Below are 11,461 nucleotides of genomic sequence, written 5' to 3'. Positions count from 1 at the left end.
GGACACAAAATGAGCAACATCCTGATTATCAACGGTGCGAAAAAATTTGGCCATTCTAATGGGCAATTGAATGACACCCTGACCGAGGTCGCGGACGGTATCCTGCGCGACCTCGGGCATGATGTTAGAGTCGTACGCGCTGACAGCGACTATGATGTGCAAGCAGAAGTGCAGAACTTCGTCTGGGCAGACGCAGTTATCTGGCAAATGCCGGGTTGGTGGATGGGCGCGCCGTGGACGGTGAAGAAATACATTGATGACGTGTTCACTGCCGGGCACGGTACGCTGTACGCCAGCGATGGGCGCACGCGTTCAGATGCGTCAAAAAAATACGGTTCCGGCGGACTGATTCAGGGCAAAAAATACATGCTGTCTCTGACCTGGAACGCGCCGATGGAAGCCTTCACGGAAAAAGATCAGTTCTTCCATGGCGTTGGGGTTGATGGCGTTTATCTCCCATTCCATAAAGCAAACCAGTTCCTGGGAATGGAAGCGCTGCCGACCTTTATCACCAATGACGTGATTAAAATGCCGGATGTCCCGCGTTATATCGCAGAATATCGCAAGCATCTGAACGAAATTTTTGGTTAACTGGTAACCTGGAATTAGAAGGAGTTAACCATGCTTACCGTTATTGCAGAAATCCGTACACGTCCAGGTCAACATCACCGCCAGGCGGTACTGGATCAGTTCGCTAAAATCGTTCCGATCGTTTTACAGGAAGAAGGTTGCCACGGCTACGCGCCGATGGTCGATCATGCTGCTGGCGTCAGTTTTCAGACTACAGCCCCGGATTCAATCGTCATGATTGAACAGTGGGAAAGCATCGCCCACCTTGAAGCGCATTTGCAGACTCCGCATATGAAAGCCTACAGCGAAGCCGTCAAAGGCGATGTGCTGGAGATGAATATTCGTATTCTGGAGCCGGGCATTTAAGTTATTGTTCTGGCCGCCGGGCCAGATAAGCGTACGCCATCGGGCATGATGACCTTGCCGGATGGCGGCACAAACCGCCTTATCCGGCCTACATACCCCTTACCCTTCGAGATCCGCCAGGTCGCCTTTCTCCTGCAACCAGTTACGACGATCTTCAGAACGCTTCTTGGCCAGCAGCATATCCATCACTGCGTTGGTGCGCTGATCGTCTTCATCATCAATGATTAGTTGCACCAGGCGACGAGTGTTCGGATCCAGCGTGGTTTCACGCAGTTGCATCGGGTTCATTTCACCCAGACCTTTAAAGCGCTGCACGTTCGGCTTGCCTTTCTTGCGCTTTAACTGCTCCAGTACGCCCGCTTTTTCTTCTTCCGTCAGCGCGTAATACACCTCTTTCCCGAGGTCGATACGGTATAACGGCGGCAGCGCCACGTACACGTGACCGTGTTTCACCAGCGTGCGGAAGTGTTTCACAAACAGTGCGCACAGCAGCGTGGCGATGTGCAGACCATCGGAGTCCGCATCCGCCAGGATACAGATCTTACCGTAACGTAACTGGCTCAGGTCGTCGCTGTCCGGATCGATACCGATCGCCACCGAAATATCGTGAACTTCCTGCGAGGCCAGCACTTCATCGGAAGAGACTTCCCAGGTATTGAGGATCTTACCTTTGAGCGGCATGATCGCCTGATACTCACGATCGCGCGCCTGTTTGGCCGATCCGCCCGCTGAGTCACCTTCGACGAGGAACAGTTCGGTGCGATTGAGATCCTGTGCGGTACAGTCCGCCAGTTTCCCCGGCAACGCCGGACCGCTGGTCAGCTTTTTACGCACCACTTTTTTCGCCGCGCGCAGACGACGCTGGGCGCTGGAAATCGCCATCTCAGCCAGCAGTTCGGCTGACTGCACGTTCTGGTTCAGCCACAAGCTGAAGGCATCTTTCACCACCCCAGAGACAAATGCCGCGCACTGGCGCGAGGAGAGGCGCTCTTTGGTTTGCCCGGCAAACTGCGGATCCTGCATTTTCACCGACAGCACATAGGCACAGCGATCCCAGATATCTTCCGCCGACAGCTTCACGCCGCGCGGCAGGATATTGCGGTATTCGCAGAACTCGCGCATCGCATCCAGCAGGCCCTGACGCAGACCGTTAACATGCGTACCGCCCTGCATGGTTGGGATCAGGTTTACATAGCTTTCGGTCAGCAGCTCGCCGCCTTCCGGCAGCCAGAGCAGCGCCCAGTCCACAGTTTCCGTCTCACCGCTAAAATTACCGATAAACGGTTTTTCCGGCAGGGTAGGCAGGCCATTCACCGCTTCGCTCAGATAATCATTCAGACCATCCTGGTAGCACCAGCGCTGTTCGCTATTGTTGACCTCATCTTTAAAGGTGATCTCGACACCCGGACACAATACCGCTTTAGCTTTCAGGACGTGCGTTAAGCGCGAAACGGAAAAACGCGGGCTGTCGAAGAAGGTTTCATCCGGCCAGAAGTGCACGCTGGTTCCGGTATTGCGTTTACCGCAGGTCCCGACAACCTGTAAATCCTGCACCTTATCGCCGTTCTCAAACGCGATGTTGTACACCTGCCCGTCGCGACGCACGTTTACTTCCACACGCTTCGACAGAGCGTTGACCACGGAGATACCCACCCCATGCAAGCCACCAGAGAACTGATAGTTTTTATTGGAGAACTTACCACCCGCATGTAAACGGCAGAGGATCAACTCAACCGCCGGAACACCTTCTTCAGGGTGAATGTCTACCGGCATGCCGCGACCATCGTCAATGACTTCCAGAGATTGGTCGGCATGTAAGATCACGTCCACACGTTTTGCGTGGCCCGCCAGTGCTTCATCCACACTGTTATCAATCACTTCCTGCCCAAGGTGGTTCGGACGGGTCGTATCGGTGTACATCCCAGGGCGACGGCGTACCGGCTCAAGCCCAGTGAGTACCTCAATGGCATCAGCGTTATAAGTTTGCGTCATGGTTTAAATAAGCAGTTCGAATTGATCGTCAGAAACTGTGCAGTCCAAGAAAATCGACAATCTGGTTGAAATAATCTTCGAAGCCCGTGAATGCGTGGTTTCCGCCCTCAGTAACTGTCTGGCGGCAGGAGGCGTAATACGCCACCGCCTGGCGGTAGTCCAACACTTCATCGCCCGTTTGTTGGAGCAACCAGATCAAATCCGGCGCTTCCAGCGGGTCAATCTGCATGACTTTAAGATCGTAAATATGGCGTGACTCTAGCACATATTGCTGCCCGGTGTAGGGGTTCTCGTTTTGACCAAGATAGTCGACCAGCAGTTCATAAGGCCGGACCGCCGGGTTCACCACCACCGCTGGCAACATAAAACATTGTGACAGCCAGGTGGCGTAATAGCCGCCCAACGAGGAACCGACAATCCCCAGCGACTCGCCGCCATGCTCAAGAACGATCGATTCCAGCATCTCTGCGGCCTGAGCAGGATACGGCGGCAGCTGCGGTACAATCATCTCAACGTGCGGATGGTGCTCCGCCAGCCAGCTTTTCAGCAAACATGCCTTCGCCGAACGAGGAGAACTGTTAAATCCATGAAGATAAAGAAGCGTAGACATCAGTAACCTTCTGAAGCGGTATCAGGGTGAAACCGATTACCCTGCAGACGACACACCTGAGTCTGCAACGTACCGTCAGCAAACAGCTCCAGCGTACGCCAGCCGGGGCTGATGGTATCTAACGTGAAATTAGAACAATGCGGCTTAAACTGCACGCAGGTCGATGGCGTCGCCAACAGGCGGCGACCGTTCCAGTCCAGATCCAGTTCCTGATGAATATGCCCACACAGCAGATACTTCACGCGCGGATAGTTCACCAGCACGTTGTCCAGTTCGGCGGCATTGCGCAGACTGTGCTGATCGAGCCAGCTGCAGCCCGCAGGCAGAGGATGATGATGCAGAAGCAGCAAGGTATTGCGTTCAGGCGCATCGGCAAGTTTACGCTCCAGCCATTCGAGCTGAAATTCGCTTAACTCGCCGTGGGGAACGCCAAACACCTGGCTGTCCAGCAACAAGATTTGCCACTGTTCGCCAATGAAGACGCGCTTAGCCGGGGAAATGCCCGCGTCCTGCAGCGAGCTGTACATTGCAGGCTGAAAATCATGATTACCCGGGAGCCAAACGCAGGGCGCACGAAAACTTGCGATGCCCTCAGCAAAATGCTGATAAGCCGCAGCGGATTGATCCTGCGCCAAATCGCCAGTCGCGACGATCAGATCGAACTCTGGCGACTCAGCATGTATTGCATCCAGTACGGATTGATAGCTGTCCCAGGTATTCACACCCAGCAGCGTTTCATGCTTTTCGGCAAACAGGTGAGTGTCTGTAATTTGTAAGATCCTGACTCTGGCCTCACCAGCCAAAGGAAGGGTTAACAGGCTTTCCAAATGGTGTCCTTAGGTTTCACGACGCTAATAAACCGGAATCGCCATCGCTCCATGTGCTAAACAGTACCGTAACCAGTCGGCCAGAAACTGGTTAATTTGATGCTTTTCGTCGCGTTGATGCAACTTTTTATTTGGATAATCATACCGTGCTTTGAAGCGAAAGATCTGCTGACTTGAACACACTTCAGCGACCCTCGCATCATGATACAGACGCACGGTTAAGGACGGCAGGCTCCAGTAAGTCACAGCCGGTGCCGTTTGTTCGATCGCGACAAGCGTAGTGTATCGGGTCGATTCAACGATCGTTAACCGATATTGTGCGTTTGCCACCTGATAGCTCACTGTTTCGCCGGCTGCGTCATTACGCGGCAACAGGCGGCGCAATTGCGAATAATTGGTTTCGCACAGGCGCATCATTTCAGGGAAGTCAGGTGTGTAACGCTTCATTTTTTCCACTCAGTTTTTAACTCTTGATAGTGCAGCTGTAACCATTGCAAAGCGATGACAGAAGCCGCGTTGTCGATTATCCCCTCTTCTACCCATTGGTAAGCCTGTTCCCGGCTCACCACATGAACACGAATATCTTCGTTTTCATCAGCCAGACCATGAATTCCGCTCGCGGTCGTGGCGTCCACTTCACCCACCATAATCGATGAGCGTTCGCTGGTGCCTCCTGGGCTTGCCAGATAACTCAGCACCGGTTTTACGCGTTTAACGTTAAGCCCGGCTTCTTCCATCGCTTCACGGCGCGCGACATCTTCCACGCTCTCGCCTTCTTCGATCATCCCGGCCACCATTTCCAGTAGCCATGGGCTTGCGCTGGTATCAAACGCCGCGATGCGGATCTGCTCGACCAGCACAACTTCGTCCCGCTCAGGGTCAAAGGGTAGCAAGACTGCCGCGTGTCCGCGCTCAAAAATTTCGCGCTTTACCTCACCGCTCATACCGCCGTTAAACAAGCGATGGCGGAACCGATAAAGATCCAGTGAAAAAAATCCGCGGTATAGCGTTTCTCGTGCAATAATTTCTACATCATTTTTAGTGAAAGTCATTGGCAAGTTGTCTGGTTTACGCATTGTGCTGTCCTGAAACCAATAGTGTTTAAAATGTGAATTTCAAGGTCGTTTGACTGATGTTTCAACGCCCTTGTGTTAAATTGATGCAAATTAACGCCGTATGGCACGTAACGCCAACTTTTTGCAGTGGCGGATTCTGCTAGAATCAGCAAATATTTTTACAATTTGATCAGCGCTAAATACTGCTTCACAACAAGGAATGCAAATGAAGAAATTGCTCCCCATCCTTATCGGCCTGAGCCTGTCGGGGTTCAGTACTCTGAGCCAGGCAGAGAACCTGATGCAGGTTTATCAGCAAGCACGCCTGAGCAACCCGGAATTGCGTAAATCCGCCGCCGATCGCGATGCTGCATTCGAAAAAATTAACGAAGCGCGTAGCCCATTACTGCCGCAACTGGGATTAGGTGCCGATTACACCTACAGCAATGGCTACCGTGATGCAAATGGCGTCAACTCCAACGCCACCAGCGCATCTCTGCAGTTAACTCAGTCCATTTTTGATATGTCAAAATGGCGTGCCCTGACGCTGCAAGAAAAATCAGCGGGCATCCAGGACGTGACCTATCAGACCGATCAGCAAACGCTGATCCTGAATACCGCCACCGCCTATTTTAACGTACTGAACGCAATTGACGTGCTGTCTTACACCCAGGCACAGAAAGATGCGGTTTACCGTCAGTTAGATCAGACCACTCAGCGTTTTAACGTTGGCCTGGTCGCTATCACTGACGTGCAGAACGCCCGTTCACAATACGATACCGTGTTGGCAAACGAAGTTACCGCGCGCAACAATCTGGATAACGCGGTGGAACAACTGCGCCAGGTGACCGGTAACTACTACCCGGAACTGGCTTCGCTGAACGTTGACGGCTTCAAAACCAACAAACCGCAGGCGGTGAACGCACTGCTGAAAGAAGCGGAAAACCGCAACCTGACCTTATTGCAGGCGCGTTTGAGCCAGGATCTGGCGCGTGAACAGATTCGCCTGGCACAGGACGGTCATTTACCGACTCTGGACCTGACCGCATCTACTGGCGTATCTGATACTTCATACAGCGGTTCCAAAACCAACACCTCCCAGTATGACGACAGCAACATGGGCCAGAACAAAATCGGCCTGAGCTTCTCGCTGCCTATCTACCAGGGCGGAATGGTTAACTCGCAGGTGAAACAGGCGCAGTACAACTTTGTTGGCGCAAGCGAACAACTGGAAAGCGCACACCGCAGCGTGGTGCAGACCGTTCGTTCTTCGTTTAACAACATTAATGCGTCCATCAGTAGCATCAACGCGTACAAACAAGCGGTTGTTTCTGCGCAAAGTTCTTTGGATGCGATGGAAGCCGGTTATTCCGTTGGTACACGTACCATCGTGGATGTATTGGATGCCACCACCACGCTGTACAACGCCAAGCAACAGCTGGCTAATGCGCGTTACACCTATCTAATCAATCAGTTAAACGTCAAATCCGCGCTCGGTACGCTGAACGAGCAGGATCTGGTGGCCCTGAACAATACGCTGGGTAAACCGGTATCCACTACCCCGGATACGATCGCCCCGCAAAACGCGCAGCAAGACGCCGCAGCGGATGGTTATACGTCCAACAGCACGACGCCAGCGGCGCAGCCGACAGCCGCACGTACAACCAGCAGCAACGGCAACAACCCGTTCCGTAATTAATGCTGATGACGGGGCTTCGGCCCCGTCTGAACGTAAGACAACGTAAAGATCCGCCCCTTCCTGCGCATTCTCGCCTCTTCCCGCTTCAATTTCGACCAGTCATCCTCTATTCTGAGCAGTATTTACCACTGGGTCCTGGAAGACATATATGAAACGGACAAAATCAATACATCACGCTTCGTTCCGCAAAAGCTGGAGCGCGCGCCATCTGACTCCTGTCGCCCTGGCAGTTACCGCTGTGTTTATGCTCGCGGGCTGTGAAAAGAGCGACGAAACGGTTTCGCTTTATCAAAACGCGGACGACTGCTCAGCAGCGAATCCGGGTAAAAGCGCCGAATGTACCACCGCGTTCAACAATGCGCTGAAAGAAGCGGAACGCACCGCGCCAAAATATGCCACTCGCGAAGACTGTATCGCTGAATTCGGCGAAGGCCAGTGCCAACAAGCACCTGCGCAAGCGGGTATGGCGCCGACCGGCGAAGGCCAGGCTCAGGCGCAGAATCAAAGCAGCGGCAGCTTCTGGATGCCGCTGATGGCAGGCTACATGATGGGCCGACTGATGGGCGGCGGAATGGGCGCTCAGCAGCCGCTGTTCAGCTCGAAAAACCCGGCCAGTCCGGCATACGGCAAGTACACTGACGCCAGCGGTAAAAACTACGGCGCAGCGACACCGGGCCGCACCATGACCGTGCCGAAAACCGCCATGGCGCCGAAACCGGCCACCACCACTACCGTCACCCGCGGCGGATTTGGCGAATCTGTGGCTAAACAGAGCACCATGCAACGTAGCGCCAGCGGTACCACTACACGTTCAATGGGCGGCTGATGGTCATGGAAAGAGTCAGTATTGTTGAGCGCCCGGACTGGCGCGATAAGGCCACCGAATACGGTTTCAACTTTCACACCATGTACGGCGAGCCGTACTGGTGTGAAGACGCGTACTATAAGCTCACGCTTGCCCAGGTTGAAAAGCTGGAAGAGGTCACCGCAGAGCTGCATCAAATGTGCCTCAAAGTGGTGGAAAAGGTCATCGCCAGCGATGAGCTGATGACAAAATTCCGCATTCCAAAGCATACCTGGGGCTTTGTCCGCCAGTCCTGGCAGACACAACAACCGTCGCTTTATTCTCGTCTGGATCTGGCGTGGGACGGCACAGGTGAACCCAAGCTGCTGGAAAACAACGCTGATACGCCAACGTCATTGTACGAAGCCGCGTTTTTCCAGTGGATCTGGCTGGAAGATCAGCTTAATGCCGGCAACCTGCCGGAAGGCAGCGATCAGTTCAACAGTCTGCAGGAAAAGCTGATCGAGCGTTTCACCGAGCTGCGTGAACAGTATGGTTTTCAACTACTGCATCTGACCTGCTGTCGTGATACGGTCGAAGATCGCGGTACGATCCAGTACCTGCAGGATTGCGCTGCCGAGGCTGAGATCGCCACTGAATTCCTCTATGTCGAAGATATTGGCCTGGGTGAAAAAGGTCAGTTCACGGATATGCAGGATCAGGTTATTGCAAACCTGTTCAAGCTCTATCCGTGGGAATTCATGCTGCGTGAAATGTTCTCCACTAAGCTTGAAGACGCGGGCGTTCGCTGGCTGGAACCTGCCTGGAAGAGCATCATCTCCAACAAGGCGCTATTACCGCTGTTGTGGGAAATGTTCCCGAACCATCCGAACCTGTTGCCTGCTTATTTCGCCGAAGACGACTATCCGCAGATGGATAAATTCGTCGTTAAGCCAATCTTCTCGCGTGAAGGCGCTAACGTCTCCATCATCGAGAACGGGAAAACGATCGAAGCCGTGGAAGGGCCGTATGGCGAAGAAGGCATGATCGTCCAGCAGTTCCATCAGCTACCGAAATTTGGCGACAGCTATATGCTGATTGGCAGTTGGCTGATCAACGATCAACCCGCAGGCATCGGCATTCGTGAAGACAGAGCGTTGATCACTCAGGATCTCTCGCGCTTCTATCCGCATATTTTTGTCGAATAATCGTTGTGCCGGATGGCGACTCCGCTTTGCCCGGCCTACGGCATGAACCGTAGGCCCGATAAGCGCAACGCCATCGGGCATTAATTACCCTACCTGCACCGACAGCATACTCAAACTGCCCATCTCAATACCGTCAACCGGGATCGTCACCGGTTCCATACCGTCCCATGCGCCCAAAACGTACAGCAGCGGCAGATAGTGATCCGGCGTCGGGTTCGATAACGATCCACCTTCATGATCGAGGTAGTTGACCAGCGGGTGCTGTTCAACCGGTCCCTGCCATGTCAGGTTGGCCTTCACATAATCGTTGAATGAGGTCGCCCACGGGTATGGCGTGTTCTCACCGTGCCAACGCGCAGTACGCAGGTTGTGTACCACATTACCGCTGGCCACCAGCATAATGCCTTCATCACGCAACGCCGCCAGTTTGCGACCCATCTCAAAATGCCAGGCCGCGGGTTTGGTACTGTCGACGCTCAGCTGCACCATCGGAATGTCCGCATTCGGATACATCTTGATCAGCACGCCCCATGAGCCGTGGTCAAAGCCCCACGCTTCCTGGTCTAAGGTCACTGGCACCGGAGCAAGCATGTCAACCAGATGCTGAGCCAGTTCCGGTGAACCCGGGGCCGGGTAATGCGTGTCATACAGCGCCTGTGGAAAACCGCCAAAATCGTGGATTGTTTTTGGCGCTTCCATCGCCGTCACACCTGTTCCACGAGTGAACCAATGCGCCGACACCACCACAATGGCTTTCGGACGCGGCAACGTTTCCCCCAGTTGCTGCCAGGCACGGGTATAAACGTTATCTTCCAGAACATTCATCGGGCTACCGTGGCCCAAAAACAATGCTGGCATACGAGCTGAAGACATGATGATATCCTTACTGAGGGAGTCATTTTGATACCATCACAATACGCTTTTTCGGTTGATGAAGAACTCAGATAACCATGATGAAGATCATCAGTTATTTTGACGATCTGGCCCGAACAGCAGATTGATAAGGAGTTAGATTTGTCGATGTCAGTACCTTTACTTCTGACTTTACTGGCAGGCGCCGCCACGTTTATTGGCGCATTTCTCGGCGTGCTGGGGCAAAAACCCTCTAACCGCGTTCTTGCCTTTTCTTTAGGTTTCGCTGCCGGAATTATGTTACTGATATCCCTAATGGAGATGCTGCCCGCTGCGCTGGCCGCTGACGGCATGTCGCCGGTGTTGGGCTACGGGATGTTTATTGTGGGCTTGCTGGGCTACTTTGGCCTCGATCGTATACTGCCGCATGCTCACCCCCAGGATCTGGTGCAAAAAACCACGCAGCCTTTACCCGGTTCCATCCGGCGTACCGCGATTTTATTGACACTCGGCATTAGCCTGCACAACTTCCCGGAAGGAATTGCGACATTTGTTACCGCCAGCAGCAACCTCGAACTGGGCTTTGGTATTGCCCTTGCCGTCGCATTACACAATATTCCTGAAGGATTAGCCGTGGCGGGTCCGGTTTATGCGGCTACGGGATCTAAACGCACCGCGATATTCTGGGCCGGGATTTCGGGCATGGCAGAAATATTGGGCGGCGTACTGGCGTGGTTAATTCTCGGTAGTCTGATTTCGCCGGTAGTGATGGCGGCGATAATGGCGGCCGTCGCAGGTATTATGGTCGCGCTGTCCGTCGATGAATTGATGCCATTGGCAAAAGAGATCGATCCCAATAATAATCCCAGCTATGGGGTATTGTGCGGAATGTCGGTGATGGGGTTAAGTCTCGTCATTCTCCAGTCCATGGGAATCGGATAATCCAGAGGGCGGATGCCACCCTGCAAGTTTAACAGCATCCGCTCATCCATAGCAGAACGCGAAGGACTATTCCTGTCCCTTAACCGTGCCGTTATCTTCGCCAGATCGACGAAAGAGTTTGTTACGCGCCTCAAGCAGCGCATCTCTGTCCTGGCGGAACGCACGACAATAACGCTTCATATGACAATAATAACCCACCGCAACGAGTGCAATTAATACAATCCAATACCAGGCAATAAACATTCTTTTACCCTTAATATTTAACATCATTAAACATTTAACGTTAAAATTTTACACTATCTTATTCCAACCTACCCCTATAGTGGCATATTCCAGAAACAAATATATGATTTCGATCATATAAATAAGCGACTAAGCTAATAGCCCAGATCGTTATAAACAATTAAACTATGTCGACAAGATCACACAACACAATAATAAACATTGTTCTTAAAATATCTCGCCAATACTATTCAAATAATAAAAATTAGATTCTGCAGAACAATAAGCCTCATCAATATTAATTGATTCATCATTAAAGCAGCATCAGCAATAC

The 11,461-nt window shown here is 52.7% G+C and carries 13 protein-coding genes; 6 read left to right on the top strand and 7 right to left on the bottom strand.

The features are described 5' to 3' along the window. Window positions 1–9 precede the first annotated feature (9 nt). Window positions 10–591 (top strand): NAD(P)H-dependent oxidoreductase, encoded by a 582-nt coding sequence (locus OOJ59_RS21370; protein WP_006688047.1) that lies wholly within the window; start codon window positions 10–12, stop codon window positions 589–591. 30 nt (window positions 592–621) lie between these two features. After that, the gene (locus OOJ59_RS21365) at window positions 622–936 is read left to right on the top strand and encodes a putative quinol monooxygenase (RefSeq protein WP_069324347.1); all 315 of its coding nucleotides are present in this window, start codon (window positions 622–624) and stop codon (window positions 934–936) included. A 99-nt stretch (window positions 937–1,035) separates the two neighbouring features. On the opposite strand, the gene parE is transcribed toward OOJ59_RS21365, so the two are convergent. Genes parE through nudF form a run of 5 tightly spaced genes read right to left on the bottom strand, consistent with a single transcriptional unit; the run spans window position 1,036 to window position 5,441 of the window. Beyond that, entirely contained in the window at window positions 1,036–2,928 is a 1,893-nt protein-coding gene (gene parE / locus OOJ59_RS21360) for a DNA topoisomerase IV subunit B (RefSeq protein ID WP_005123094.1), read from the bottom strand. 28 nt (window positions 2,929–2,956) lie between these two features. Continuing rightward, complete coding sequence (gene yqiA, locus OOJ59_RS21355; RefSeq protein WP_038633915.1) at window positions 2,957–3,538, bottom strand: esterase YqiA; 582 nt, start codon at window positions 3,536–3,538, stop codon at window positions 2,957–2,959. Next, window positions 3,538–4,365, bottom strand: coding sequence for a 3',5'-cyclic-AMP phosphodiesterase (gene cpdA, locus OOJ59_RS21350; protein ID WP_069324348.1), 828 nt, complete (start codon window positions 4,363–4,365; stop codon window positions 3,538–3,540). The genes yqiA and cpdA overlap by 1 nt, the downstream gene beginning before the upstream one ends. 24 nt (window positions 4,366–4,389) lie before the next feature. Next, complete coding sequence (locus OOJ59_RS21345; protein ID WP_003024582.1) at window positions 4,390–4,812, bottom strand: DUF1249 family protein; 423 nt, start codon at window positions 4,810–4,812, stop codon at window positions 4,390–4,392. Continuing rightward, on the bottom strand, window positions 4,809–5,441 hold the full coding sequence (gene nudF, locus OOJ59_RS21340; RefSeq protein ID WP_038633920.1) for an ADP-ribose diphosphatase: 633 nt from the start codon (window positions 5,439–5,441) through the stop codon (window positions 4,809–4,811). Before nudF ends, OOJ59_RS21345 begins: the two co-directional genes overlap by 4 nt. A 199-nt stretch (window positions 5,442–5,640) precedes the next feature. On the opposite strand from nudF, the gene tolC reads away from it, so the two are divergent. The 3 genes from tolC to OOJ59_RS21325 all read left to right on the top strand — a co-directional run bounded on the left by tolC (window position 5,641) and on the right by OOJ59_RS21325 (window position 9,111). Beyond that, on the top strand, window positions 5,641–7,119 hold the full coding sequence (gene tolC / locus OOJ59_RS21335; protein ID WP_121529552.1) for an outer membrane channel protein TolC: 1,479 nt from the start codon (window positions 5,641–5,643) through the stop codon (window positions 7,117–7,119). Window positions 7,120–7,267: 148 nt separating this feature from the next. Beyond that, window positions 7,268–7,945, top strand: coding sequence for a DUF1190 family protein (locus tag OOJ59_RS21330; protein ID WP_006688037.1), 678 nt, complete (start codon window positions 7,268–7,270; stop codon window positions 7,943–7,945). 5 nt (window positions 7,946–7,950) lie between these two features. After that, window positions 7,951–9,111 (top strand): glutathionylspermidine synthase family protein, encoded by a 1,161-nt coding sequence (locus tag OOJ59_RS21325; RefSeq protein ID WP_038642878.1) that lies wholly within the window; start codon window positions 7,951–7,953, stop codon window positions 9,109–9,111. A gap of 84 nt (window positions 9,112–9,195) precedes the next feature. Here OOJ59_RS21325 and ygiD read toward each other — a convergent pair whose 3' ends face one another. After that, the gene (gene ygiD / locus OOJ59_RS21320) at window positions 9,196–9,984 is read right to left on the bottom strand and encodes a 4,5-DOPA dioxygenase extradiol (RefSeq protein ID WP_121529553.1); all 789 of its coding nucleotides are present in this window, start codon (window positions 9,982–9,984) and stop codon (window positions 9,196–9,198) included. A 147-nt stretch (window positions 9,985–10,131) separates the two neighbouring features. Here ygiD and zupT point away from each other — a divergent pair, with 147 nt between their 5' ends. Then, window positions 10,132–10,905, top strand: a complete 774-nt coding sequence (gene zupT, locus OOJ59_RS21315) for a zinc transporter ZupT (protein ID WP_038633928.1) — start codon at window positions 10,132–10,134, stop codon at window positions 10,903–10,905. Window positions 10,906–10,971: 66 nt separating this feature from the next. On the opposite strand, the gene OOJ59_RS21310 is transcribed toward zupT, so the two are convergent. Then, on the bottom strand, window positions 10,972–11,148 hold the full coding sequence (locus OOJ59_RS21310) for a hypothetical protein (RefSeq protein ID WP_069324349.1): 177 nt from the start codon (window positions 11,146–11,148) through the stop codon (window positions 10,972–10,974). Between the last annotated feature and the right edge of the window lie 313 nt (window positions 11,149–11,461).

Source organism: Citrobacter sp. W9 (genome assembly GCF_026719375.1).
Taxonomy (GTDB): Bacteria; Pseudomonadota; Gammaproteobacteria; order Enterobacterales; family Enterobacteriaceae; genus Citrobacter; species Citrobacter werkmanii.
The sequence above is the reverse complement of the archived record's forward strand: the minus strand, read 5'-3'. Positions and strand labels throughout refer to the sequence as shown.

Excerpts from the sequence above, each read along its gene's own strand:
- OOJ59_RS21345 (WP_003024582.1), bottom strand. The coding sequence starts at position 4,812 with ATGAAGCGTTACACACCTGACTTCCCTGAAATGATGCGCCTGTGCGAA.
- OOJ59_RS21330 (WP_006688037.1), top strand. The coding sequence starts at position 7,268 with ATGAAACGGACAAAATCAATACATCACGCTTCGTTCCGCAAAAGCTGG.
- OOJ59_RS21325 (WP_038642878.1), top strand. The coding sequence starts at position 7,951 with ATGGAAAGAGTCAGTATTGTTGAGCGCCCGGACTGGCGCGATAAGGCC.
- OOJ59_RS21370 (WP_006688047.1), top strand. The coding sequence starts at position 10 with ATGAGCAACATCCTGATTATCAACGGTGCGAAAAAATTTGGCCATTCT.
- tolC (WP_121529552.1), top strand. The coding sequence starts at position 5,641 with ATGCAAATGAAGAAATTGCTCCCCATCCTTATCGGCCTGAGCCTGTCG.
- ygiD (WP_121529553.1), bottom strand. The coding sequence starts at position 9,984 with ATGTCTTCAGCTCGTATGCCAGCATTGTTTTTGGGCCACGGTAGCCCG.
- zupT (WP_038633928.1), top strand. The coding sequence starts at position 10,132 with ATGTCAGTACCTTTACTTCTGACTTTACTGGCAGGCGCCGCCACGTTT.
- OOJ59_RS21365 (WP_069324347.1), top strand. The coding sequence starts at position 622 with ATGCTTACCGTTATTGCAGAAATCCGTACACGTCCAGGTCAACATCAC.
- parE (WP_005123094.1), bottom strand. The coding sequence starts at position 2,928 with ATGACGCAAACTTATAACGCTGATGCCATTGAGGTACTCACTGGGCTT.
- nudF (WP_038633920.1), bottom strand. The coding sequence starts at position 5,441 with ATGCGTAAACCAGACAACTTGCCAATGACTTTCACTAAAAATGATGTA.
- OOJ59_RS21310 (WP_069324349.1), bottom strand. The coding sequence starts at position 11,148 with ATGTTTATTGCCTGGTATTGGATTGTATTAATTGCACTCGTTGCGGTG.
- yqiA (WP_038633915.1), bottom strand. The coding sequence starts at position 3,538 with ATGTCTACGCTTCTTTATCTTCATGGATTTAACAGTTCTCCTCGTTCG.